This window comes from Pseudomonas sp. MPR-R2A5 (assembly GCF_058793055.1).
Genome location: NZ_JBXAFK010000011.1, coordinates 37,060 through 60,701 on the forward strand (window position 1 = coordinate 37,060; position 23,642 = coordinate 60,701).

Consider the following 23,642-nt stretch of genomic DNA (forward strand, 5'->3'; position numbering starts at 1 on the left):
ATTCGGTCATGGGCAAGCCCCCCTCCCACTTTGATGGGTGGCGTTGGTTGAATCGAGTCAATCGCGCAATACGAATTCCGCACTGCCCAATCGCTCCCCATTCACCAGCACATGCACCTTATGCCTGCCAGGGTAGTGCTTACGCGTGGTCAGTTCGCGGATGTGCTGCTCGCGGCTGATACGTTGATGTTCACCCGCCGCCAGCGTGAAGGCCTTGAGCTTGAACACCTTGGCCGCGCTGTGGCCGGCGCTTTTGACATAGTCGATGGCGTAGTCCACCACCAGCTTTTGCGCGGTGGCGGCGGTGGACTCCAGGCTGAACGACAGGTTGATGCGCTCGCCCAGTTTGATGACCGCCGGGGAGACGTTCAAATGATGAATCTTCACCTCGGCCTTGGCCCCTGCGCCCATGATCGTCAGTGCCCGGGTGTTGCCTTGCTTGATCAGGCTGCGCAGTGCATGGCGGGCAATCCAGGCGGTGTGGGGGTTGTCGAGGTTCCAGCCTTCAATCAGGCTGAGCACCCAGTCCGGGTGGTCCTTGGTGATGTCGTTGAGATGGTTGGCCACGGACTTGCGCACGTAGAGGCTGCTGTCGGCCTTGAGGTTGTCTAGGATCGACGCGCACAGCTCGGGGTTGGCCTGCACTTCGGCCAGGCGAAACGACCAGGGCAGGCGTGGCCGCGAGCCCTCGCTGGCGAGGCGACGTACGTGTTCGTTGGTATCCCGCGACCACTGTTGCATCACCGCCAGGGTGCGGTGGAAATCGTGCAACAGGAAGTGCCGGATAGCGAATTCGGCCGAACCGAACGTGGTGAAGTATTTGAGCGCGGCCATGGAGCGCTTGAAGTCATCCCGGCCGTAACTCGCCACGTAGTGCGGCAGGAACAGGCTGACAAACCCGCTGTTCAGGCGCGGCGCCAAGGCGTAGAGCAATTTCAGGGTCTGCGGGTAATCCAGCGCGATTACCGCGTGCAGGCTCTCGCTGACCCGCGCCATGCGCTGCATCACCGACAATTCGGCCAACCCGGCCTTCGCATGCTTGAGGAAACCCTTGGCGTCGAACGCCGGATACACCGCGCTCATTTCGGTGGCGATGTGTTGCAGGCGTTCGACGTTGAAGATTTCCTTGAGGGCCGGGGCGCTTTGGGCGGTCATCGGTGATTCCTGTGGGGGTTAGAGAAACCAGCGGTACTCCCGCGCGTTGATCTCTTGCTGAAACGCCAAGTGATCCTGACGCTTGTTTTCGCAGTACACGTCGACAAATTCCGCCCCCAGCTTATCGCGTACCACGGGGTGATGTTGCATGGCGCGCACGGCGTCGAGCATTTCCAGGGGGAAGTCGGCGCCGCTGGTGCGGTCCTCGTTCAGCGGTGTGATGGGTTCGCGCTTGGCCTCCAGCCCATGTTCCAGCCCGGCCAGGATCGCCGCCAGCACCAGGTACGGGTTGGCATCGGCGCTGGCCAGGCGGTGTTCGATGCGCAGGTTGCGTGGGTCGGACTCGGGAATGCGCACGCACGCATCGCGGTCTTCAAAGCCCCAGCTCGCACGGGTTGCCGCGTTGACCGTACCGCCCAGGCGGCGAAAGGCGTTGTGGTTCGGTGAGAATATCGGCATGCAGTGCGGCAGTAACTCCAGGCAGCCGGCAACGGCATGGCGCAGGGGTTGCTGCTGGTGCGCCGCGAGCAAGTTATTGCCGGCGCCGTCATAGAGGCTGACATGCACATGCATGCCGCTGCCGGGAAATTGCAGGTAGGGCTTGGCCATGAAGCTGGCGCGGTAGCCATGCTTGAGCGCGACGCCACGGGTGCTGCGGCAGAACAGGGCGGCCCAGTCGGCGGCACGCAGGCCATCGTCCAAGTGGCCGAAGTTGATCTCGAACTGGCCAGGGCCGAGTTCGGCGGTGATCACCGTGATGTCGATGCCCTGGTCCTTGGCGGTTTGCGCCATATCGTCGAGCACTTGCGAGAAACGTGACAGCCGTTCGATATGCAGGTTGGGCTGGTCATCGGCGTCGTCGCTCAACGGGTCACGGGCATATTGCGGCAGGCCATTGTCGAGTTTGCGGTCGAACAGGTAGAACTCCAGCTCAAACGCGACCACCGGGTGAATGCCTTTGTGGTGCAGACGCTCCAGCACTTTGGCCAACACTTCCCGAGGCTCGAATTCGATGGGTGCCTCGGTGCCGTCCGAGGTGATCAGCATCTGACCCAGGGGCTGGTTCTCCCAGCTCACTGGCTTGAGCGTGCCTGGCACCAGGCGGCGGTTGGCGTCAGGGTCGCCGTCGTTGAAGCAGTAGTCGCCGATCTTGAACAACCCGCCTTGCGTTCCCAGCAGCACGGCATTTTGCGGCAGTTTCAATGGGCCGCCGGCGGCGACTTTTTCCAGCATCTCCACCGGGTAGCGCTTGCCGTAGAAATGCCCGGGGATGTCCAGGGCGATCAGGTCGACGTAACGCACGTCGGGATGGTTCTGGCGAAAGGTCCGTACTTCGGCCAGTAACGTGGAGGCATGGCTTTTCACGGGTGTTGCTCCTAGTTGTAGACCCACAGCACGCGGGCGGGCAGATCGGTCAGGTTGGCATAGCGACAATGGGCGTAACTGGCCAGGTGGAAGCTGTCGCCGGGGCCCAGGGTCACCGATCCGGCTTCGCCTTCCACCCACAGCGTCAACTCGCCCTCCAGCACAAAACCGGCCTGCTCGGCGCGGTCGCTCATGCTCTGTTCGCCGCTGTTGGCGCCGGGGGCCAGCAGGCTGTCGAGCATCGAGAACGCGCCGTTCATGCTTGGCGAGACGAGGATGTCGGTGATGCCATTGGCGTAATACACCGTGCGCCGCTCATTCGGGCGGGTCACCCAGTCCACGGCCTTGGGTTTGGGCCGGCTGTAGAAGTAAGTGGTTGGCACATCGAGGGCGTGGCTGATGGCGGTCAGATCCGCCACGGTCGGGCGCGACAGGCCACGCTCAACCTGGGACAGGAAGCCCACCGAACGCTCGATCTTTCGCGCCAATTGGGCGAGGGTGAGCTTCTTGTGCTTACGCAGGTCGTGGATCAGCGCAGCCAGGGTGGCGAGTTCTTCTTGTTGGTTCATGAAATTTATGTCGAATAATTTCATGAAAAATTACAGGATTTATTTCACGCAGGCAATGGCCATGCAGTCGGAGCTGTGTTTGTTCGCCCTCGACGGCGCCAGGAGTTCGTGCTGCTCACTTCTGGCTGAATGATTCCCCGTGCCTGCGGTCGGAACCTGGGTACGCGTCATTCATTGAAGGAGCCCCCATGAAGTCCAGAACACTCGCTGCTTGCCTGCTGGTCGCCGCCAGCCTGTCCACTGCCAGCTTTGTCGCGCAGGCTGGAGATACTCCGCAGGAAACTGTGCAACCGTCCAACATCAACACCCGCGACTTGAAAGAGGGCGACCGCGCTCCGGATATCCTGATGCGCAAGGAGTCGGCCGTCAGCGACTGGAAAAAGCGCGGCCTCAAGCAACCCGAAGAAGACAGCCAGTGGGCACGGGTGGGTGACAAGTTCGTGCTGCTCAAAACCACCAACGGCACCATTCTCGAGATCACCCCAGTCAAGAAATAAGCCGGTGGCAGCACCTGCTTTTTTCGAGATCCCCGGGTTAAGGTAACCGGCTGAAATGGTCGCGTTACCTTCAAGGAAAAGAGCAGGATGCTTGCCACAATAAGAAACTACCCCCGCACGGTGAACCTGCTGCTGTCGGCTACCTTGATGCTGACGCTGGCCAAAGCCATCACCTTCCCCTACCTCGTGATCTACCTGACCAGCCACTTTGCACTGGACATCAGCCAGGTCGGCCTGGTCATCGGCAGTTCGCTGATTGTCGGTTCGCTGCTCAGCGTCTATGGCGGGTTTCTGGTCGATCGCATCAACAGCTATCGGCTGCTGCTCGGGTTGAGCGTGCTATTTGCGCTGGGCTTTGTCGGCACGGTACTCGCGCAGAATATCTGGACGTTCTACAGCTGCCTGATCCTGATCAACCTTGCTTATGCGGTGATCGACATTGCCGTCAAGGCCGGTTTCGCCAGCCTGTTGCCGGAAGAGGCGCGCAGTGAAGTGTTTTCCATCAAGTACACCCTGACCAATATCGGCTATGCGGTGGGGCCGTGGTTTGGCGCGATGGTGGCCAAGCTGGATATCAGCCTGCCGTTCATTCTGTCGGCCCTGTTGGGGGTGGGGTTTTTCCTGCTGTACTGGCGCTGGGGTGATCGCTCACTGGCTACCGCCGATGCGATGCAAAAACCGGTGTCATTCCTGGCCGTTGGCGGCGTGCTGCTGCGCGACCATCGCCTGGTGTGCTTCACCCTGGGTGGCCTGCTCAGTGCGGTGGTGTTCGGCCAGTTCACCGCGTACCTGTCGCAGTACCTGGTGACCACCACCACGGCGGAATATACCTACACCGTGATCAGCGCCGTACTCACCACCAATGCCGTGCTGGTGATTGCCTTGCAGTATGTGATCGGCCGACGTATTTCCCACCGTCACCTGAGCCGCTGGCTGATCTTCGGCCTGAGCATGTTCATGCTGGGCTTGATCGGTTTCGCGCTGTCCACCAGCGTGTGGTGGTGGGTGCTGGCGATGGCGGTGTTCACCATTGGGGAAATCATCGTGTTCCCGGCCGAGTATATGTTTATCGATCGGATTGCCCCGGACCACCTGCGGGGCATGTACTACGGCGCGCAGAACCTGTCGAACCTCGGTGCCGCCCTGGGGCCGGTATTGTGTGGGCTGGTGCTGGCCAGCCTGCCGGCACACTACATGTTCTACATGCTCGGTGCGTTTATCGTCGCGGGCGGGGTGTTCTATTTCATTGGTTCGTCGTTGAAGGCAAGTCATCGATCATGAGCTTGCCCATGTTGTTGCTTTGCAGTTCGTAGCGCAGCTCTTCGACCATCTTTTCCACTTCTTGTGGGGTCTGCAGCCGATTGGTGTTGATGCCGGTCACGACCAGGTCGACCCGACCGGTTTGAGCGTCGTAGACCTTGAGGGTCAGCGATGCGTCCCGGCACAGTGTGAATTCGCAGGTCAGCGGCGCCAGGCCTTCTTCGATGCAATTTCGCAGTTGAGAGAGGGTGAACATGTGGGTTCCTTCAAGGGGGTCGTTTTGCGACTGCACAGGTTCAAAGACCTGTGCTCACCCTGGAAGGTTAAGGACTGCAACGACACGCGATAAGGCGAATTCGCACTAGCCTCACTAGTGCATTTGCACTTTTAGCGCTTGTTCTTGACCCGCATTTCTCCGGCAAACAACCCGCGTTCACGGGCCCAGACGATGGCTGCACTACGGCTGTGCACCCCCAGCTTGGAGTACACCGTCGCCACATGGTTACGCACGGTATTCGGCGCCAGTTTAAGGCGTGAGGCGATCTCCTTGTCGGCCAGGCCTTCGCAGATCAATCCGAGCACATCGCGCTCGCGGGCAGTGAGGTCGGTGAAGGTAACGTTTGGCAGGTTGGGGCTGTTGACGCTCTTGGCATTGGCCAGTTTTTCGATCAGGGTCTGGCTGAACCAGGAAGCGTCCTGCATCACTTCTTCGATGGCCGCCACCAGTTCCAGCTCCGAGCGTTTACGTTCGGTGATGTTCATCAACACCATCAGGTAGCAGGGCACGTCCTGGATGATCACGGTGTCGGCGGAGACTACGCAGTCGATCACCTCATCGCCTTTCTTGCGCACCTTCAGGTCCAGCCCATCGAGGTTGCCGGCTTTTTCCAAGGTAGTGAACAGCTGCGCGCAGGCCTGGGCGCTGTCGATAAAGTCGATGTCTTCGATGGCCTTGCCGATCAACTCTTCACTGATGTAGCCCGTGATGTTCATGAACGCCTCGTTGATATCCACCACCTGGCGGTTGGCGGCGCTGCATACCAGGGTGGGCACCGGGGTCAGTCGAAACGACTTGGCGAAGCGTTCTTCACTCTGGCGCAGGGCGATTTCCGCCTTGCGTCGTGGCTCCAGGTCGGTGAAGGAAAACAGCATGCAGTCTTCCTCATTCATGTCCAACGGCTGGCCAGCGACGATCACCAACTTGCTGCCGCCTTCGGGCAGGCGCAGTTCGGCTTGCATCTGCGGGATGGTCGCCCCTTCGCTCAGGCGTTGGATGGCCAGGTCCTTGCGCTCGGCCTGTTCCAGCACATCCAGTTCATACACCGAGCGGCCGATCACCTGGTCGCGGTTGTAGCCGGTCATCTCCAGGAACCCCTGATTGACCTTGATATAGCGCAGGTCGCTCAGGCGGCAGATTACGGCGGGCGCCGGGTTGGCGTTGAAGGTTTTCTCGAAGCGTTGTTCGGCGCTGGCCCATTCGGTGGCATCGCTGAGGATCAGCACCAGCAACTCCGGCTCCCCGCGCGCATCGGTCAGCACCAGGCTGCGCAGGCGGTGCACCCAACTGCGGTGGTCGTCGTCGAGGGGCGTGACTTCCACCACCACATCACTGAATTCTTCACCGGCTGCCACACGGCTCAGCGGGTAGCTGTCCAGCGGCAGCGGGTGGTTGTTGCGATAACGCAGGGCGAAGCGCTTGGCGTACTGCTCGGTGTTGGCGCCCAGCGCCAGGACGTCGCTGACACCGTGCATGGTCAGCGCGGCTTCATTGGCCCAGAGGATGGTCTGGTCGACCTCGGCCAGTATCACACCGTCGGACAGACCGGAAATGATCTGCTGCAGTTGGCGGCGGTTGGTTTCTTTGGCTAAGACGTCCTGGCTCATGGTTTCTCCGTGGTTGGCGATCCGTGTCCCGGGCGGGGGAGGGGCGCATGGGAAGTACGACACCCGGGCTTAAAGATAGTGCAGATCAATTGCCCGTCACGGAGTGCGAATGCACTAGAGGGGGTGGTGCATTTTTGCGAGGACGACGTGCACGCTGTTCGCCAGGCTCAAATGATCAATTGCGCGGAAAGGATCGAGCAGGACCTTCGGCAATGTGGTCGGTAAAGATCTGTCGGTTGCTGACAGGGGGGATCTACGCCATTTCAGGGGAGGGGGGTGTAGACCCCCCTCACCACTCAAGCTTATGTGATTAATTTACCGATCAGAGGCACAACCAATAGCGTACTAATCGCCATTGAAATTACATTGCCGATATAGGGGTGAAAGTGTCCAGGTAACCGCTGGGTGATAGCACACGCCAACGGCGGTGCGATTAACGCACCCAGTGTTGCACTTAAGGCAATCACGGCGCCGCTACCGCCGTGGGTCAATACTGCTGCAGGCACCACCGAGACCAGTGGAACGTAAGTCGGATACCAGCCTTGCTTGATCCATTGATGCCTCCATATCACTACACCCAGCGCTGACGTCAGAGCCTGTGCGGCGACCATGTGCAACACCAGTCCCGATCCGTACGCCGGGCTCATGGGGTTCAGGGCATAGGCCAGCAACACTCCCGCCAACAGACCAAGACTGGCAAGTTCATTCCCAAAGAATGGTGCTTCGGAGAAGTCTGCTAGTACTCGGCGCAGACTCCATACGACACCATAAGTGGGTGGACTGGTCGGCAATGGTTTGGTCGGGGCGACGTAATCCGAGCGCACTATTGAGGGGGCTCGGCGAAGCAGCATGAACGCGATGACGCTGCCCACCGCCATGCCCAGCACATTACCGATGACCACCGGCAAGCCGAGTGGCACGCATACAAAGTTGACGATCAACAAGCACATCGGCGTAACCAGCAATGCCCCAAGCACCGCGGCGTTGAGTGTGACCTTCCAGCCACCGCCAAACATCAGCACCATCGCTGCCGGCAACGAAACGAATGCTGCAAACGTCGGTTGCCATGTTTCTGCCGTGATGCTCCAACCCCATAGCAGATTGCTCAACAGCAGCCCTAACAGGGAGCTGGTCACAAGCCAAGGCCACAATCCAGTGCCATAGGAAATGGGAAAACCCTGCCAGGCTTTATTGCGCTTGCTCGCCCACCAAGCCAGGTAAGCACCGCCTAATAGACCAAGTGAAGCAAGTTCATGCTTGTAGAAGGCAACCTCGCTGATATCTCCCAGCACCCAGCGCAGCCAGGCTGCTGGATGCGGCAAGCTGACGACCATCTCATCGTATCCAGGCCATGACCCCCGATAACTGAATACAACCCATATCACCAATAGAATGCTGGTCAACGCGAGGCTAAGGACTGTTATATCTGTCCACGAACGGGGGCGAGCTGTCTTGGTAAATGAAGTTTCCATGACGTCCCCTCTGATCAGCGCGGCAGGGCTGGGTGTCGGGAATACCCGAGCATCTGATCGTATAAGTCATTGCGCCGGTCCCGTTGCAGGTCATTGAGGCTGTTCCATATAGGGGCGCTACGGGCACTCGTGAGGTCAATGTCGGCAAACAGAATTTCCTGCCGATTGGCCGAAGCTACGGCGCCAATCGGCCAACCGTTGGTTCCAGCAATCAACGAGCATCCGAGGTAGCGAGCATCCCGTTCTTCACCGATGCGGCTGGCTGCGGCGATAAACACGTTGTTTACATGGGCTGCAGTCATGGTCAGGTACGACGCCATGCATTTGCCTGCCTCGTCAAAAAGCGGTGGTGGCGTCCACACCCAGTTGTTCAGGCTGCAAATGATATCGGCGCCTTGTTGGCTGAGAATTCGCGGCACCTCCGGGAACCAGATATCCCAACAAATCAGCAGACCGATTCGGCCGATCGGGGTTTCAAATACCGGAAAGCCTGTATCGCCAGGAGTGAACCAAAGCTTTTCCAGGTTCCACAAATGTGCTTTCCGATATTTGCCTATGAATCCGTCGGGTCCCAACAGCACGGCAGTGTTGAACAACTGCACCCCTTCAATCTCACTCAGGCCTGCCACCAGATAAACCTGATGCCTGCATGCAAAATCAATCCACGCCCGCACGCTTGGCCCGTCCGGTATCGCTTCAGCGTGATCGAACGCGTCTTTGCGACTGCAGAAAAAATACCCGCAGTTGGAGAGTTCGGGCAGAACGATCAGGTTGGCGCCACCGTTCACTGCTTCGTTTGCTAGTTCGAGGCTCTGACGCAGGTTTTCGGCTCTATTGAAAACGCCGACTTGCGGAGCAAATTGAATAACAGCAACGCGGGTAGGGCTTGTCGGTTCTTGCATGGGGGTGACCTCTTATTATGCAACCGGGATGGTTGAATGTTTATAAGAAGTGATGAAGTGTTTAAATGGAAGTCAGATGATTCCTGTCGTGATGTAGTCTGATTCTGTTGAGTCTTTAATTTTTATTTATATACTCGGGGTAATCTTGCATTGTGAAATCGCCGTTGAAGTTTGCGTGGGTTTTGTTGCAAATATTTATCACTGTGTCTATAGCGCCTCTGAAGCATGGCTCTGTCCAGCCCGCGTCAACGGAAAATGACTCGCCGCAAAGATACAGTCCCGACGTGTATGAAAAGTCCCTGTTGTATTTCATAAGGCTGACAGCGTCATAATACGTGCCCGCACGATAGAGTTTTGCGCAACCCAAGGAGTGCTTGTCTTTCATCCAGCGTTGAACAAGTGCTTGTTTGTGCCCTATGTAGGGAGATATTCGTTCTTGTATGTTTGTTGATTTCAGGAGGATTCTGTCAAGTTCTTTTATGCATTTTTCGACGAGTTCGTTGTCGCTGAATGAAGACAATTTTGTGGCGTCATCTTCCCATGTGTAGCTGAGAAGTATGCAATCATAGGTGCTGTTTTCGTTGTAGCGGTAAGTGTATACGTCATGTATGAAACTGTCGGTAACTATCGCTTGTGGGATGTTTTTGTTATTTGATAGGAACGTTTTTTTGAGGGGGGCGTAGACCTTGCAACTGGTCTCCCAGTGCGCGGTTTTGTACGCTGCAATAATTTCAAATGGAAGCATGTCCTGATTGAAGTTTTCAAGAAGAATCTGCGTCTCTATTATCCATGAAGGTAGCGTCATTACCACTGAGTCGAAGTCGATAAAATATGAGTTTGTGATTTTTGATTGAATGGGATGCCAGGTGTAGTGAACTCGGATTTGCCCGTTTTTTAGTTTTTCCAGTTTCGTTACTGAACTGCTGGTGAGTAATCCGGATTCTCGTTTTATCAAGTGTTCGTATAGAGACTCCTGGGTTTCGGTCGGTTTTATAAATAGTAAAGACTCTGCCAAAGATGCAAGGCCTATATAATTTGGCTTATTGAATTTTAGTCCTTTTGAGTCGACAACTTCAGGAGCATTCAAATAGGGGGACGGTATAGGCGTGCCATCGGGATTTACACGCCCATGAATTAATTGGAGATGACTGCTGAATCCGAATATGGCTGTGCGTATCGGATAAAGAGAACATATGTCATAGAATGCTCCCCAGCTACCGTCACCGATTCCGATAGAGTAAAAAATTGCTGATTCTTCTGCCGTCATTCCCATACCTCCAAAATTACCAGGATCGTTAGCGTTCCAAGCGTTAATCGTTGGTGTTTTGACAAGGTCGCGAAATGTAATGCCTTCGTATCTCTTTACGATAGCTGCCCAATAGTCTTCCCACTTGTCAGTGCCGTAGTAGTGGGCGATTGTTGATGTCATGTGCTCGGCGAATGCCGTCCATTTTGCGAAGACAACCCCTAAGGTCTTGCCTGGGGGTGGTGTTCTTCCATCCGTGTTTTTCCAGATCAGCATTATTGGTTGATCGTTGTCATCTATGCATCCTTCTTGGAGGTAGATTCCAGTTGATCGGACCCATGGACTACCAGGGTTCGGGAAATTTGAGTGGGCCAGTTCGAACTCATTTGCGTAATACGCCATAAGCGAGCGCCCATCTTTTGGTTGTTCATTTGATTTGTTGAAGAAAGGCATTCTCATTGCACCCATTTCAAATGGGGGTCTGCCAAGGGTGTTGGTGTTGTTGCTTCCAAGTGCCGTAAGGTGTCTTCCGCCAATACGCGTTGATTTTTCAATCAGGGTGATATGGGTGAACCCGCACCTGTGTAATTCTCGTGCGGTTGTTAGGCCTGTAATTCCTGCGCCTATCACACAGATTTTATGACGGGGCTCTGTTGCTTGTGCCACTCCGTTTTTTTGTTCTAATAGAGTGCGGTAGTCAAAACACAGATCTGGTGGGTTTGGAAAGGTTGCCGTCCACTTACTTTTGGAAGAGCGTTTTTTTCTATGGAGTTTTGTGGCGATGTCTGCAGGGTAATTGAAGTCTGATCCGATAGTCATTTTGGTGTTGTCCATTAATAATTGATTGGCTTTTTACAGCGTGAACGTGATTTTGCGGGGCGGGAATAGGCAGGTTGTAATTTTTGGCTAAGGAAGGTCGCGTTGTTTTGTAGGTGAAAACTACTTGATCTGAAAGTCACGGTCGGGAAGCAAAGCCATGAGTGGGATTTACACCTTGTTATGAGGGACTGGACCAACATGCCATTCAATTAAGGGTAGTTGGCGTGACATGCTCCTGATAGTAAGCCTCCTTGCCACAACGGAATGTGTTCGACACGTTATTATCAATTAACGTAGTCGCTCACGACGCTACGTATCTAAAAACCAACTGGTATGGACCTGTGAACTCTGACAGTAGGCAAGCCCTTACACCCACCGTAGGCTGGTGCATGTGTCCACCGCATAGATGAGTAAGGAGCCTGGCCATGACAAAAAATGAGTTTAGCGTTCATCTAGAGGAAAAAATGGCTGCTGCCCGTAAGCGAATCTCGTCCAAGATGACCAAGTCAGACCGCATGGATTCGGGCAGGGTGGCGTTTTTGACCGCGTTGAAACATGTGGTCGATGGGGCCGGCAGTCCAGAGGACCTGGGGACCCTCGATGCCGTCAATGATGTACTGCAGGACCTGGGGATGCTGGCAAAGTCGAAGACCTTTTTGGCCATGCTCGAGCCTTGAGGAGGGGAGTGTCTGGTGTCGTGAAGGGCGCATTGCACGCTATCTGTCTAACACCGAATAACCCCTGTCGCTCTCCATGTTGATGCCTCTTTCATCAACATGGAGCCAGTGCCATGAGCACGTTCAACCCATCGACCCGCGTCTTCGTTCAGTGAAGTCGAGGGTTACCTGAGCGCGATCGGCCCACAGTTGTTCGAGCAGGCTGCATCGCTGTTGCCGAAGCAGCCCGCCCGCGTGGAGCCGCTGCATTTACAGCGCGTGCCTGTATCCACGGGAGACCTTGCTGGTGCATCGTTCGCGCAGTGGGCGGCTGGCAATCAGCCTTGCCAAACGCGTTTGATTCTGGGAAAACCCCAGCCTTTGCGCATTCAACGAGAGCCTCCATGAGCGACGACACCCTCCAAGTCACCGATATCCGCCCAGGCACCGGCAAGGCCGTGGTCAAGGGCGCGCTGATCACCACCCAATACACTGGCACCCTGGTCGATGGCACGGTGTTCGATTCGTCCTGGGCGCGCGGCAAGCCGTTCCAGTGCGTGATTGGCACCGGGCGGGTGATCAAGGGCTGGGACCAGGGCCTGATGGGCATGCAGGTGGGGGGCGTGCGCCAGTTGTTCGTGCCGGCGCACCTGGCCTACGGCGAGCGCTCGATGGGCGCGCATATCAAACCCCATAGCGATTTGCGCTTTGAGATTGAATTGCTGGAAGTACTGACGCGCGATGATTGAAAGGCCATGAACAGGGACGTTGATCCACAGGCGTTACCGGGTTGCTCCATCGAGGGCATTCGGGTGGTTGAATTGCGGGGCCGCGATGAGGCTGAACTGCAACGGTTTTTTGCGCAGGCGCCGGATTACTTCCTGGCGGTCAACGGTGAACCAGCCACGCCCAACGAGGCCCGCGAGGAACTGCAGGGCCAGTTGCCGCCAGGCTGGCGCTGCCGCCGGATGTACTGGCTGGGCTACCGTGATGGGCAAGGCCAACTCGTCGCCGTGGTCAATATCGCCGCGGACCTGCTCGCGTTGGGCGTGTGGCATATCGGCTTGCTGCTGGTGGACTCGCGCCTGCACGGCACAGGGCTGGCGCAGCGGCTGCATGTGGATCTTGAGGCATGGGCGGTGACACAGGGCGCCGAGTGGCTACGGCTGACCGTGGTACTTGGCAATACCAAGGCTGAGCGCTTCTGGCCCAAGCTGGGGTACGTGACGGTGCGGACTCGGGAGGGGATCAGGATGGGGCGCCAGGTGAACCGCGTGGCGATCCAGGTGAAGGCCCTGGCCGGTGGGCAGGTCGATGATTACTTGAGGCGCGTGGCGCGGGACCGGGCCGATGCGCAGTAGCCATGGTGGTCCACTCTTCCATTGTGGGAGCGGGCTTTGGGGAGGGTTGAAAATCGCTTCCTGAACCCGTCCTGAAGAATATTCTTATTCCCCATGCGGAAAATTTCCTACGGTTTACTCTCCTGTAATCGGCGCGTAAGCTTCGCGCGTTTTCATCAATAGCGGAGACCCTCAGTGGGTACTTGTTCGAGTGACAGTTGTCAGCCGGTCTCGGTAACCGGCCCATACTTGGCAAGGTAACGCGCATTTTCCAGATGCCGTTGTCTCGCCACCTAGCGAGAAGCGGCATCCCGGCAGCGGCCAGTCCTGGCGCCTGCCTGATCCCTCTCATCGACGCTGACCTGCACCTGAGTTGACTCGGGATGCTACGGACGCGCCTGCCTGTTACGGCAGGCGGGCCCCGCCGGCTATGCCTGTCTGACAGGCGTGGCGCGGATGGGCAGTACCTGCATGACGGTTTTTTCCTCACGCAGGAGTCACACCATGAACCTCACTCTGTTGAAAGCGTTTTTCGCCGGCTTCCTGCGAGACCCGGCATATCGCCCGGCACTTCCGTCGCCTGGCATTACAGGCGCTGCCGTCGCTGTACGTTGTGTTCCTGCCGCTGATTCTGCTGGCGTATAGGGGCCTGGCCCCGGCAGTAAAGGGGGGCCGCATCCGTAAGTTTGGCTGGCAGTAACACGCTGTATCGACCACCCCTGGCCCTGGTGGGGGACGGCTGACGGGCCTCCACCGGGAGCAACGGTGGTTTCAATTTGCTCAGGCATTCATGGAGTTTTTTATGCAGGCAATCAACAACATCAACCTCAATTCCCTGATCGATACCCTGGTCAGCCTCACCGCCGCGTTTATCCTCGGTGGGCTGATCGGCTTCGAGCGCCAATATCGCCAGCGTACGGCGGGGTTGCGCACCAATGTGCTGGTGGCGGTGGGCGCAGCGATATTTGTCGACATGGCCAACCGCCTGGGCGGCGCGGAGGGCGCGGTGCGAGTGGTCGCGTATGTGGTATCGGGTATCGGCTTTCTGGGTGCCGGCGTGATCATGCGCGAAGAAGGCAATGTGCGCGGGCTCAACACCGCCGCCACGCTTTGGGCCTCGGCGGCGGTGGGGGCATGTGCCGGCGCCGACCTGATCCTCGAAGCGCTGCTGGGGACGCTGTTTGTACTGGCGGCCAACACGTTGCTGCGCCCGATCGTGAACAACATCAACCGCCAGCCGTTGGACGTGGTGTCGGCGGAGGTGACCAATATCCTCTATGTCATTGCGCGGCGTAGCCAGCAGCAGGCAGTCATGGTTTTGCTGGAGGCCGAATTGGCGCGCTGCAACTACCCGGCCAGCGACGTCGACGTCCGGCCGTTCGGCAGCGACGAAGTGGAAATCGAGGCCACGCTGGTGGCCACCTCGGTAGACGGCGACGAGCTGGATGCCCTGGTTGCGCGCATTTCCACCTCGACGCTGGTGGTACAGGCCTTCTGGAGCCCGAGTACCACTGACTGACCCCCCGCCAGGCATAGCCAGGCCCACGGGGCTATGCTTTTTTGTGAGGAAAAGTCCTACATTCAGTCAGGAGTATCCCTTCAAATAATACGCCACCTCATTGCTAAGGTTGCGCGCTTGCGGCTGGCCGGCGGCAAAGGTACGGCTTTATAGGGTCAAGGTGTTTTTCAATTGAAGGGACCAGGCACTGCCTGGCTGGCGTCCTGAGGGGAAAGGCAGTACCGCTTGTCGGAACTGTCATTTCTCACAGGTACCCGAGTCCCGTGTGATGTGTCAGCGTACTTTGTCCTCCCAGGGGAGTTATATGAGTAAAGCGTTAATTGTCGATGATCATCCGTTTATCCGGGCCACGGTCCGGTATCTGTTGAAGCAGGAAGGCTTTACTGAGATCGATGAGGCGGGCAACGGTGCAGATGCTGTGCAGAAGGCCAGGGAAGGGCGCCCGGATCTGGTGATCCTCGACCTGGCAATGCCGAAGCTGGGCGGGCTGGAGGTGATCGCTCGGATCAAGGCGCTTGGCCTGCCGTGCAAGATCCTTGTGCTGACCTCCTACCTGGCGGTGTTTTTTTCCACCCGCTGCATGCGCGCCGGGGCCATGGGGTTTGTCGCCAAGACCGGCGAGCTGGACGAACTGCAGAAGGCTATCAAGGCGGTGATGTCCAACTACAGCTGCTTCCCCAGCTTGCCCACCAGTTCGGTACGGCGCGATGATTTGCAATCTACCGAGCAAGCCATGGTGGAGGCGCTCTCGGATCGTGAGTTGACGGTGTTGCAGAAACTGGCCCTGGGCCTGGGCAACAAGGAAATCGCCGACGACATGCTGCTGAGCCACAAGACCATAAGCACCTACAAGACGCGTCTCAAGGAGAAACTGCGTATGTCATCGGTGGTGCATCTGTCCAAATTTGCCCAGCGCAATCATCTGATTTGAAATGATCGCCTCCGCGTTTGCCCGACTCGCGGCCATTCTGTTGGCGGCCCTGTTGCCCCTGTTCGCGGTGGCCCTGGATGAAGCGCACCCGTTGCGGCTGCTGGGCCACTCCCACCTTGAAAACCCCGGCGTTGAGCTGGACGAAGCCGATTGGCGCTGGCTGCGCGAGCGGCGCAGCGTGTTGATGGGCGTCTCCGCGCCGGACTACGCGCCGTTCGACCTGAGCAACAATAATGACGAGCTTGAGGGGATTACCGCCGATTATGCGGCGCTGGTGGCCCAGGCGCTGAATATCACCGTCGAGGTCCGGCGCTATGACACGCGCGATGAGGTGATCGAAGCCCTTAAGCAAGGCCAGGTGGATTTCCTCGGTTCGGCCAATGGTTACGAGGCCGCAGACCCGCAACTGGTGCTGTCGCGCTCCTATGCCAATGATCAGCCGACCCTGGTCACGCGTACCGGGGACAGCCAGGCCCTGAGTGCCGACCTGGCCGGCAAGCGCGTGGCCATGCTCTATCACTACATGCAGCCCGCCGCCGTGCAGGCGTTTTACCCTCGGGCCCACCTGCAGCTGTTTGCCTCGACCTTCGAAGCCATTGGCGCCGTAGCCTTCGAGCAAGCGGATGTGTACCTGGGCGATGCCATCAGCACCCGGTATCTGATCAGCAAGAACCACCTCAACAATGTGCGCATGGCGGATTTTTCCGCCCTGGAGGTCAACCCGTTCGCGTTTGCCGTGGCCAGGGGCGATGATCGATTGCTGCGCATCCTTAATGCGGCACTGGCGACCATCCCCGTCAATACGCAGTTGGAGATCCTGCGCCGCTGGAGTGCGGGCAGCAGTGGTTTCCTGGAGGCCGACCGGCTGCGCCTGAGCCGGGGTGAGCAACGCTGGCTGGAGAAACATCCCCGAGTGAAAGTCGCGGTGCTCGACAAGTTCCTGCCTCTGTCGTTTTTCAATGCCAAGGGCGAATTCGAGGGGTTGAGCGCCGAAGTGCTGTCGCGGATCAGCCTGCGCACCGGCTTGAAATTCGATGTGGTGAAAGGCAGTTCGCTGCCTCGCCAGATCGACGCGGCCAGCATGGGCGACGTGGATATGATCGCGGTGATCACCCCCAGCAATGAGCGCGCCGAAAAGGTCCGTTTTACCCGACCTTACCTGACCAATCCCTATGTGCTGGTCAGCCGTCTTGATGGAAAAAGCCCGCTCACCCTGGAGGACATGGCTGGAAAACGCCTGGCCTTTATCGGAGGCAATACGCTGGGCGAGCGTATTGCCCGCGACTTCCCGCGCGTCGAGTTCGTCGACACCGAGAACCCTGAACAAGCCATGGCGATGGTGGCCAGCGGCGCCGCCGACGCGACCGTGCTGTCATTGATCAGCGCGCGCTACATGATCGCGCGCTATTACCGCGACCGCCTGCGGGTGACCAGCACGGTCGGCGCCGAACCGGCACGCATCACCTTTGGCGTGAACCGTAGCCAGTTGGAGCTGTACTCGATCCTCGACAAGGCGTTGTTGAGCATCACGCCCGAGGAAATGGACGAACTGACCAACCATTGGCGCAGTGAAGTGATCATCGAAGACAGCTATTGGCTGCGCCATCGCAATGCAATCATCCAGGGGTTCGGGCTGGCCGCATTGTTGTTGCTGGTCACCCTGGGCTGGGCCATGTACCTGCGCAATCTGATTCGCAAGCGGGTCCAGGCCGAACGGGCGTTGAGCGACCAGATGCGCTTTATGAGTGTATTGATCGACGGTACGCCCCATCCGATTTATGTGCGCGATCGCCAGGGGCGGTTGATGGCCTGCAATAACGCCTACCTCGAGGTATTCGGCTTCAAGCTGGAAGACGTGATCGGCAAGACCGTGGTGGAAACCGATACGGGTAATCGGCCGCAAGCCCAGTCCTATCATGACGATTACCTGCGGCTGATGGCGCGGGGCGAGCCGCAGATTCATGACCGCATACTCCGGGTGCCCAGTGGTGAGGTCCTGACCATTTATCAATGGATGTTGCCGTATCGTGATGGCGACGACCATGTGGTGGGCATGATCGCCGGCTGGGTGGACGTGAGCGAACGCCAGCGCCTGCTCGGCCAGTTGCAGGAAGCCAAGGACGAAGCCGACGCCGCCAACCGCGCCAAGACCACCTTCCTGGCAACGATGAGCCATGAGATCCGCACGCCGATGAACGCAGTGATCGGCATGATCGAGCTGGCCCTGAAAAACGCTGAGCAGGGCCGGGCCGACCGTGATGCGCTGGAGGTGGCGTCGGTGGCTTCGCGCGGCATGTTGGAGTTGATTGGCGACATTCTCGATATTGCCCGCATCGAGTCCGGCCATCTGTCCCTGGACCAGGCGCCGGCCAACCTGCATGAGTTGCTGGCGTCGGTGGCGCGGGTGTTCGAAGGGCTGGCGCGAGCCAAGGGCCTGGCGTTGAAAGTGGAGCTCGATCCGGCGCTCGATCGCCCGGTGCTGATCGACCCGCTGCGCTTCAAGCAGGTGGTGTCGAACCTGTTGAGCAATGCCATCAAGTTCACCGCCCAAGGCCAGGTGCAGCTCGGCGCTCAAGGGCTGTTAGCGGGTGAGCAACTGACCCTCAAACTCTGGGTGCAGGACACCGGTATCGGTATCAGTGCCGAAGACCAGCAGCGCTTGTTCAACCCGTTTATCCAAGGTAGCAACACTGAGCAATCGGCGCGCAGCGGGTCTGGCCTGGGGTTGGTGATCAGCCGTAACTTGTGCGAAATGATGGGGGGGCAATTGCACTTGACCAGCGTGCTGGGGCAGGGCACACGGGTGGATGTGAGCCTGCCACTGGTCACCACCGACGCCATGCCGGCCCCGGGGTTGGCACCCGCCGCGCACCTGCCGCCGGCGTGTGCCTTGAGCATCCTGGTGGTGGATGACTACCCGGCCAATCGCGTGCTGCTGACTCGGCAATTGAGTTTCCTCGGGCATCGCATTACCACGGCGGAAGACGGCGTACAGGGGCTTGCGCTGTGGCAGACCGGTCACTTCGACGGAGTGATCACCGATTGCAATATGCCCCTGAAGGACGGTTACACATTGGCGCGGGATATTCGTGCGCAAGAGCGTGAGCGTGGGTTGGTGCCGTGCCTGCTGCTGGGGTTTACCGCCAATGCCCAGCCTGAGGAGGTCGAGCGTTGTCGCCAGGCGGGCATGGACGGATGCCTGTTCAAGCCCACCGGCCTGGAAGATTTACGCGCGGCGTTGGCCGTGCGCAGCGCCAGCTTTTCCCCGCCGGAGGCTGAACCCCTGTTTGATCTGAGCGCGCTGATCGCCTTGACGGGCGATGATCACGCCGCCCTGAAAGAGCTATTGATACCGTTACTCGAGAGTTTGGAAACCGATCGTGCACGGTTGTCGTCCCTGCAGCACCAGGCTGACTTTTCCGGGCTGCACGACCTTGCGCACCGCGCCAAGGGTGGCGCGCGGATGGTCAAGGCACAGGCGCTGATCGAGGTCTGCGAGACGCTGGAGAGGGTGTGTGAGCAGCGCGATCACACTGCACTGGAGGCGGCGACGCAAGCGGTCGGGGAAGCGATCGGTGATTTGCATCAGCATCTGAGCCGTTATTGCAATCAGCCTTGACTGGGGTTGAGTGCCACTCGGTGGGTTTGGGAGAAATCCTACGTGAAGAGGGAATATGCCTGATTTTGTCTTCGGGATATGTCTGGAAAATGGGCGGCGCTCACTGACGAGCACTGACTGACTGCCAGGGGTTCGCCATGCCGAATAAAGCACTGACTATCCTTATTGCCGATGAACAGCACCTGCAACGCCTATACATCGAAAAAATGCTCAATCAGCTGGGGTACCACCGGATCGTTCCGGTGCAGACCTTCGAAGAAGTCAAGATTCTCACCGCCATTCCGGCCGAGCCCTTTGATGTGCTGATCATCAATGCGGGGCTGGCGGCCCATGCCAGCGAGCCGCAACCCCAGGTACGCCATGTGCTGGTCTACGACCACCAGGACCTGGGCCAACCGACCGGCGCCACACCGGCGGTGCTGGTTCGCCTGCCCGGCGTGCCGGACCCCATCAACCTTGAACATTTCATGGACATCATTGATCCACCCGAGGCCACTACGGGCCTTCGGGTATTGCCGTGGCTGCGGGAGTTGTCCCGCGTGCCGGTGGCTGGGGTCTAGTCCCACTTCGGTGCGATGCCCTTGGGGCTGGTCAGGCGATGGCCGCGCTCCAGCCCAGCAATCTGTGCCATGTCGGCATCGCTCAAGGTCAGCTCCAGGGCCTTGAGGTTGCTCTCCAGATTGGCGCGCTTGGTCGACGATGGGATCACTGCATAGCCGCTCTGCATGGCCCACGCCAGGGTTACTTGCGCCGGGGTCGCATGGTGGCGTTCGGCGATCTGCTGGATCACCGGGTCTTTCAGCACCTCGCCGTAGGCCAGGGTCATGTAGGAGGTGAGCGGGATACCCTGGGCTGTCGCGAACGCCACCACCTTGCGGTTTTGCAGGTAGGGGTGCAGTTCAATTTGATTGGTGGCGATGTTGTCGGCGCCGACCGCCGCGATGGCCTGCTTCATCAAGTCGATGGTGAAGTTGGAAATCCCGATCTGGCGCGTCAGGCCCAGGCGCTTGGCTTCCAGCAACTGGCCCATGAATTCGGCGACGGGTACCTGGTCTTCCGGCGATGGCCAGTGGATCAATGTCAGGTCCAGATAATCGGTCTTGAGCTTGCGCAGGCTCTCCTGGAGGCTCGGGATCAACTGGCCTTCGGCGAAATTGGCGATCCAGATCTTGCTGGTGAGGAACAGCTCTTCACGGGGGATGCCGCTGTTGGCGATCGCCTGGCCGACGTCGGCTTCGTTTTCGTAGATTTGCGCGGTGTCGATGGCGCGATAGCCCAGTTCAAGGCCGGTGCTGACCGAGTCGATCACCACCTGGCCTTGCAGGCGGAAGGTGCCGAGGCCGAAGGCGGGTACGGTGTGCGTGGGGATAGACATCAGTGACTCCTGAAGGGGGTAAACAATGGCGCCGAGTATCCGCCCGTCGTTCCTTCGGAAAAACCGTTGAATCCGAAAAGGAGTCTTGACTGCAAGTCACGAATGCAGCATTTCCGGTTGATGGGTGGGCAAGGGCGTGAGCCGTGGCCCTGGGCGACAAGCGTGGGCGGCGTTGCTGCGCACGCTGGATCGGCTGTCGCCGGGCTACCGCGACTGATGTAGAGTCGTGCGGCCGACTCAACCGAAGGATACCCCCATGACCCAGGAAACCCGTTTCTCCCGGATGGACCCGGAGTTGCGCAAGGCCCATCTGGTCCAGGCCACGCTCACCTGTCTCAAGCGCGATGGTTTCCAGGGCGCTTCGATCCGCAAGATCAGCGCCGAGGCCGGGGTATCGGTGGGGCTGATCAGCCATCACTACTCCGGCAAGGATGAGTTGGTGGCCGAGGCCTACCGCACCGTCACCGGCCAGGTCATGGACCTGCTGCGCGAGACCATGGCCAAGGCCCCGTCCAGCCCCCGTGAGCGGTTGTCGGCGTTGTTCCGTGGCTCGTTTTCCGCCGAGCTGCTCGACCCGCAATTGCTCGACGCCTGGCTGGTGTTCTGGGGCGCGGTCAAGACTGCGCCGGCCATCAACCTGGCCCACGAACATTCCTATGCCGAGTACCGCACCATCATGCGTTCAGCCCTGGCCGACATGGCCCGGGAGGAGGGGTGGGAGCCGTTCGACGCCGACCTTGCGGCCATCGGCCTGAGTGCCTTGCTTGACGGGCTGTGGCTGGAGTCGGGGCTCAACCCCGGCACCTTCACGCCGGAGCAGGGCATCCAGATCTGTGAAGCCTGGGTCGACGGCCTGCAAGGCGCCGGTCGCCAGCGCTACCTGCTCAAACCCTGAGTTTTCGCGCCGCCTGGATGCAATGTCCGGGTGGGTATTGGCCTTTGGAAAATTTTACAGTCTGCCAATTGCAACCTTGCTGAACACTCGTTTAGTATCGCCCCATGTCGCACCCCTCAAGCCAATTAAAATAATTCGAGGAAGCCATGACTGCCGACGCGCCCGTGCTCACCCAAGTGCAAGCCGGCATTGCCTGGATCACCCTTAATCGGGGTCCCCAGCGCAATGCATTGAATATCCCTACGCTCAAATACCTGCAGGCCTTGCTCGACGGCTTCCACCGCGACCCGGCTGTGCGCGCGGTGGTATTGACCGGCAGCGGTCGCAGCTTCTGCGCCGGCGCCGACCTCGCCGAATGGGCCGAGGCAGATGCTCGTGGTGCCCTGGAAACCTACGGTTGGACCGAAACCGCTCACGCCCTGATGACCCGCCTGCACACCCTCGACAAACCTACGATTGCCGCGATCAACGGCACCGCCGTCGGCGCCGGCATGGACCTGACCCTGTGTTGCGACCTGCGCATCGCCGGCCAAGCGGCGCGCTTCAAGGCCGGTTACACCAGCATGGCCTACTCCCCGGACGCCGGTGCCAGCTGGCACTTGCCGCGCCTGATTGGCAGCGAACAAGCCAAGCGGCTGCTGTTCCTTGACGAGCTGTGGAGCGCCGATCGCGCCCTGGCGGCAGGGCTGGTGGGCGAAGTGGTCGCTGACGATCAACTGCACGCCCGCACCCTCGATCTGGCGACGCGCCTGGCCAACGGCCCGACCCTCGCCTTCGCCCTGACCAAGACGTTGATCCGTGAGGGCGCCCACCGCAGCCTGCCCGAGCAACTCCAGGCAGAACGCGCGGCAGGCCTGTTGTGTGGGCGCAGTGTCGATGGTGCCGAAGCCTTGCGCGCCTCCCTGGAAAAACGCCCGGCGAACTTCTGCGGCCAATAACAACAAGACCCCGAACAGGTAGCGCCATGAATTTCCAACTCAGCCAAGAACAAGACATGTTGGTGGACGCGGTACGCAGTTTTGTTGCCAGGGAGTTATTGCCTCACGAGGAGGCGGTAGACCGTGCCGACGCGGTTCCCCCGGAACTCGCCGCGCAGATTCGCGACACCGCCATCGCCGCGGGTTTCTACGCGTTCAACATGCCGGAAGAGGTGGGGGGCGGTGGCCTGGATTACCTGTCCCAGGCGTTGATCGAGCGGGAGTTGTCCAAGGTCTCGTGGGCGCTGCATGTGTTTGTCGCGCGCCCGTCCAAGATCCTGATGGCTTGCACCGGCGCGCAGATTGGCGACTACCTGTTGCCATGCGTGCAAGGCAAGAAAATCGACTGCTTTGCCCTGACCGAACCGGGTGCCGGCTCGGATGCCAACGCCATCAAGACCCGCGCCGTGCGCAGTGGCGATGACTTCGTGATCAATGGCAGCAAGCACTTCATCAGCCATGCCGGCCATGCCGACTTCGCCATTGTGTTTGCCGTCACCGACACTTATGAACACAACGGTCGCCAGCGCAATGCGGTGACTTCGTTCCTGGTGGACCGGGGTACCCCAGGCATGACCATTCGCCGGGGCCCCAAGTGCGTGAGCAACCGTGGTTACCACACCTATGAAATGTTCTTCGACGACTGCCGGGTCCCGGCCTCCAAGGTGCTTGGCGACGTGGGCAAAGGCTGGGACGTGGCCAACGCCTGGCTCACCGCCGGCCGCGTAATGGTCGCCGCCAATTGCGTCGGCCAGGCCCAGCGCGCGCTGGATGTATCCCTGCAATGGGCGGCGGACCGCAAACAGTTTGGCCAGCCCATCGGCACCTATCAGGGGGTGAGTTTCAAGTTGGCCGACATGGCCACACAGATTCGCGCCGCCGAATTGCTGACCCTGCACACCGCCTGGAAGATGGATCAGGGCAGCATGACCGACGGCGAGGCCGGCATGGCCAAGCTGTTTGCCAGCGAAACCCTGGGTAAGGTCGCTGACGAAGCTGTGCAGATTTTCGGTGGCATGGGCTTGATGGATGAAGGCCCGGTGGAGCGTATCTGGCGCAACGCGCGGATCGAACGGATCTGGGAAGGCACTTCGGAAATCCAGCGCCATATCATCGCCCGCGAACTGTTGCGGCCCCTGTTGCGTTGATCGGCGCGGAGAA

21 protein-coding genes are annotated in these 23,642 nt (G+C 59.1%); 12 read left to right on the plus strand and 9 right to left on the minus strand.

Annotation, left to right across the window (positions count from 1 at the left end):
* Window positions 1-57: 57 nt before the first annotated feature.
* Genes AC1Q6I_RS10760 through AC1Q6I_RS10770 form a run of 3 tightly spaced genes read right to left on the minus strand, consistent with a single transcriptional unit; the run spans window position 58 to window position 3,089 of the window.
* Window positions 58-1,155: a DNA alkylation repair protein gene (locus AC1Q6I_RS10760; RefSeq protein WP_102623962.1), complete on the minus strand. Its 1,098-nt coding sequence runs from the start codon at window positions 1,153-1,155 to the stop codon at window positions 58-60.
* An 18-nt stretch (window positions 1,156-1,173) separates the two neighbouring features.
* Entirely contained in the window at window positions 1,174-2,520 is a 1,347-nt protein-coding gene (locus AC1Q6I_RS10765; protein WP_102623961.1) for a glutamine synthetase family protein, read from the minus strand.
* A gap of 11 nt (window positions 2,521-2,531) precedes the next feature.
* Window positions 2,532-3,089, minus strand: a complete 558-nt coding sequence (locus tag AC1Q6I_RS10770) for a helix-turn-helix domain-containing protein (RefSeq protein ID WP_102623960.1) — start codon at window positions 3,087-3,089, stop codon at window positions 2,532-2,534.
* A 188-nt stretch (window positions 3,090-3,277) separates the two neighbouring features.
* Here AC1Q6I_RS10770 and AC1Q6I_RS10775 point away from each other — a divergent pair, with 188 nt between their 5' ends.
* Both AC1Q6I_RS10775 and AC1Q6I_RS10780 read left to right on the plus strand, forming a co-directional pair.
* Window positions 3,278-3,586 carry an RcnB family protein gene (locus AC1Q6I_RS10775; RefSeq protein WP_102623959.1) on the plus strand — a complete coding sequence of 103 codons (309 nt, stop codon included), beginning with the start codon at window positions 3,278-3,280 and terminating at the stop codon, window positions 3,584-3,586.
* Window positions 3,587-3,673: 87 nt separating this feature from the next.
* Window positions 3,674-4,867 carry an MFS transporter gene (locus tag AC1Q6I_RS10780; RefSeq protein ID WP_024074516.1) on the plus strand — a complete coding sequence of 398 codons (1,194 nt, stop codon included), beginning with the start codon at window positions 3,674-3,676 and terminating at the stop codon, window positions 4,865-4,867.
* Here the strand turns inward: AC1Q6I_RS10780 and AC1Q6I_RS10785 are convergent.
* The 5 genes from AC1Q6I_RS10785 to AC1Q6I_RS10805 form a co-directional block, all read right to left on the minus strand.
* On the minus strand, window positions 4,830-5,102 hold the full coding sequence (locus tag AC1Q6I_RS10785) for a DUF1652 domain-containing protein (protein WP_024074517.1): 273 nt from the start codon (window positions 5,100-5,102) through the stop codon (window positions 4,830-4,832). The two genes, AC1Q6I_RS10780 and AC1Q6I_RS10785, sit on opposite strands and share 38 nt — an antisense overlap.
* A gap of 131 nt (window positions 5,103-5,233) precedes the next feature.
* The gene (locus AC1Q6I_RS10790) at window positions 5,234-6,730 is read right to left on the minus strand and encodes a PAS domain S-box protein (RefSeq protein ID WP_024074518.1); all 1,497 of its coding nucleotides are present in this window, start codon (window positions 6,728-6,730) and stop codon (window positions 5,234-5,236) included.
* Window positions 6,731-7,032: 302 nt separating this feature from the next.
* Window positions 7,033-8,202, minus strand: coding sequence for a hypothetical protein (locus tag AC1Q6I_RS10795; protein WP_172831351.1), 1,170 nt, complete (start codon window positions 8,200-8,202; stop codon window positions 7,033-7,035).
* Window positions 8,203-8,216: 14 nt separating this feature from the next.
* A complete protein-coding gene (locus AC1Q6I_RS10800; RefSeq protein ID WP_024074520.1) occupies window positions 8,217-9,104 on the minus strand; it encodes a nitrilase family protein in 888 nt (295 codons plus the stop codon).
* 115 nt (window positions 9,105-9,219) lie between these two features.
* A complete protein-coding gene (locus tag AC1Q6I_RS10805; RefSeq protein WP_102623958.1) occupies window positions 9,220-11,169 on the minus strand; it encodes a flavin monoamine oxidase family protein in 1,950 nt (649 codons plus the stop codon).
* 425 nt (window positions 11,170-11,594) lie between these two features.
* Between AC1Q6I_RS10805 and AC1Q6I_RS10810 the strand changes: the two genes are divergently transcribed.
* The 7 genes from AC1Q6I_RS10810 to AC1Q6I_RS10840 all read left to right on the plus strand — a co-directional run bounded on the left by AC1Q6I_RS10810 (window position 11,595) and on the right by AC1Q6I_RS10840 (window position 19,794).
* Entirely contained in the window at window positions 11,595-11,846 is a 252-nt protein-coding gene (locus tag AC1Q6I_RS10810; RefSeq protein ID WP_069076238.1) for a hypothetical protein, read from the plus strand.
* Between the two features lie 383 nt (window positions 11,847-12,229).
* Window positions 12,230-12,574 carry an FKBP-type peptidyl-prolyl cis-trans isomerase gene (locus AC1Q6I_RS10815; protein WP_069076237.1) on the plus strand — a complete coding sequence of 115 codons (345 nt, stop codon included), beginning with the start codon at window positions 12,230-12,232 and terminating at the stop codon, window positions 12,572-12,574.
* Window positions 12,575-12,580: 6 nt separating this feature from the next.
* Window positions 12,581-13,186, plus strand: coding sequence for a GNAT family N-acetyltransferase (locus AC1Q6I_RS10820; RefSeq protein WP_102623957.1), 606 nt, complete (start codon window positions 12,581-12,583; stop codon window positions 13,184-13,186).
* Between the two features lie 781 nt (window positions 13,187-13,967).
* Complete coding sequence (locus AC1Q6I_RS10825) at window positions 13,968-14,684, plus strand: MgtC/SapB family protein (protein WP_024074525.1); 717 nt, start codon at window positions 13,968-13,970, stop codon at window positions 14,682-14,684.
* Between the two features lie 304 nt (window positions 14,685-14,988).
* Complete coding sequence (locus AC1Q6I_RS10830) at window positions 14,989-15,615, plus strand: response regulator transcription factor (RefSeq protein WP_102623956.1); 627 nt, start codon at window positions 14,989-14,991, stop codon at window positions 15,613-15,615.
* 1 nt (window position 15,616) lies between these two features.
* On the plus strand, window positions 15,617-19,234 hold the full coding sequence (locus tag AC1Q6I_RS10835) for a transporter substrate-binding domain-containing protein (RefSeq protein ID WP_069076234.1): 3,618 nt from the start codon (window positions 15,617-15,619) through the stop codon (window positions 19,232-19,234).
* 137 nt (window positions 19,235-19,371) lie between these two features.
* Window positions 19,372-19,794 (plus strand): ANTAR domain-containing protein, encoded by a 423-nt coding sequence (locus tag AC1Q6I_RS10840; protein ID WP_024074528.1) that lies wholly within the window; start codon window positions 19,372-19,374, stop codon window positions 19,792-19,794.
* Here AC1Q6I_RS10840 and dkgB read toward each other — a convergent pair.
* Window positions 19,791-20,609, minus strand: a complete 819-nt coding sequence (dkgB, locus tag AC1Q6I_RS10845) for a 2,5-didehydrogluconate reductase DkgB (protein WP_024074529.1) — start codon at window positions 20,607-20,609, stop codon at window positions 19,791-19,793. The genes AC1Q6I_RS10840 and dkgB overlap by 4 nt on opposite strands.
* A gap of 256 nt (window positions 20,610-20,865) precedes the next feature.
* Between dkgB and AC1Q6I_RS10850 the strand changes: the two genes are divergently transcribed.
* The 3 genes from AC1Q6I_RS10850 to AC1Q6I_RS10860 all read left to right on the plus strand — a co-directional run bounded on the left by AC1Q6I_RS10850 (window position 20,866) and on the right by AC1Q6I_RS10860 (window position 23,629).
* On the plus strand, window positions 20,866-21,504 hold the full coding sequence (locus AC1Q6I_RS10850) for a TetR family transcriptional regulator C-terminal domain-containing protein (protein WP_024074530.1): 639 nt from the start codon (window positions 20,866-20,868) through the stop codon (window positions 21,502-21,504).
* Between the two features lie 146 nt (window positions 21,505-21,650).
* On the plus strand, window positions 21,651-22,442 hold the full coding sequence (locus AC1Q6I_RS10855) for an enoyl-CoA hydratase/isomerase family protein (protein ID WP_102623955.1): 792 nt from the start codon (window positions 21,651-21,653) through the stop codon (window positions 22,440-22,442).
* A 26-nt stretch (window positions 22,443-22,468) separates the two neighbouring features.
* On the plus strand, window positions 22,469-23,629 hold the full coding sequence (locus AC1Q6I_RS10860) for an acyl-CoA dehydrogenase family protein (RefSeq protein ID WP_069076231.1): 1,161 nt from the start codon (window positions 22,469-22,471) through the stop codon (window positions 23,627-23,629).
* Window positions 23,630-23,642 lie beyond the last annotated feature (13 nt).

Coding starts and splice junctions, on each gene's coding strand:
- AC1Q6I_RS10790 (WP_024074518.1), bottom strand. CDS start 6,730: ATGAGCCAGGACGTCTTAGCCAAAGAAACCAACCGCCGCCAACTGCAG.
- AC1Q6I_RS10820 (WP_102623957.1), top strand. CDS start 12,581: ATGAACAGGGACGTTGATCCACAGGCGTTACCGGGTTGCTCCATCGAG.
- AC1Q6I_RS10795 (WP_172831351.1), bottom strand. CDS start 8,202: ATGGAAACTTCATTTACCAAGACAGCTCGCCCCCGTTCGTGGACAGAT.
- AC1Q6I_RS10855 (WP_102623955.1), top strand. CDS start 21,651: ATGACTGCCGACGCGCCCGTGCTCACCCAAGTGCAAGCCGGCATTGCC.
- AC1Q6I_RS10815 (WP_069076237.1), top strand. CDS start 12,230: ATGAGCGACGACACCCTCCAAGTCACCGATATCCGCCCAGGCACCGGC.
- AC1Q6I_RS10830 (WP_102623956.1), top strand. CDS start 14,989: ATGAGTAAAGCGTTAATTGTCGATGATCATCCGTTTATCCGGGCCACG.
- AC1Q6I_RS10785 (WP_024074517.1), bottom strand. CDS start 5,102: ATGTTCACCCTCTCTCAACTGCGAAATTGCATCGAAGAAGGCCTGGCG.
- AC1Q6I_RS10810 (WP_069076238.1), top strand. CDS start 11,595: ATGACAAAAAATGAGTTTAGCGTTCATCTAGAGGAAAAAATGGCTGCT.
- AC1Q6I_RS10850 (WP_024074530.1), top strand. CDS start 20,866: ATGACCCAGGAAACCCGTTTCTCCCGGATGGACCCGGAGTTGCGCAAG.
- AC1Q6I_RS10775 (WP_102623959.1), top strand. CDS start 3,278: ATGAAGTCCAGAACACTCGCTGCTTGCCTGCTGGTCGCCGCCAGCCTG.
- AC1Q6I_RS10805 (WP_102623958.1), bottom strand. CDS start 11,169: ATGACTATCGGATCAGACTTCAATTACCCTGCAGACATCGCCACAAAA.
- dkgB (WP_024074529.1), bottom strand. CDS start 20,609: ATGTCTATCCCCACGCACACCGTACCCGCCTTCGGCCTCGGCACCTTC.
- AC1Q6I_RS10760 (WP_102623962.1), bottom strand. CDS start 1,155: ATGACCGCCCAAAGCGCCCCGGCCCTCAAGGAAATCTTCAACGTCGAA.
- AC1Q6I_RS10780 (WP_024074516.1), top strand. CDS start 3,674: ATGCTTGCCACAATAAGAAACTACCCCCGCACGGTGAACCTGCTGCTG.
- AC1Q6I_RS10835 (WP_069076234.1), top strand. CDS start 15,617: ATGATCGCCTCCGCGTTTGCCCGACTCGCGGCCATTCTGTTGGCGGCC.
- AC1Q6I_RS10860 (WP_069076231.1), top strand. CDS start 22,469: ATGAATTTCCAACTCAGCCAAGAACAAGACATGTTGGTGGACGCGGTA.
- AC1Q6I_RS10800 (WP_024074520.1), bottom strand. CDS start 9,104: ATGCAAGAACCGACAAGCCCTACCCGCGTTGCTGTTATTCAATTTGCT.
- AC1Q6I_RS10825 (WP_024074525.1), top strand. CDS start 13,968: ATGCAGGCAATCAACAACATCAACCTCAATTCCCTGATCGATACCCTG.
- AC1Q6I_RS10840 (WP_024074528.1), top strand. CDS start 19,372: ATGCCGAATAAAGCACTGACTATCCTTATTGCCGATGAACAGCACCTG.
- AC1Q6I_RS10770 (WP_102623960.1), bottom strand. CDS start 3,089: ATGAACCAACAAGAAGAACTCGCCACCCTGGCTGCGCTGATCCACGAC.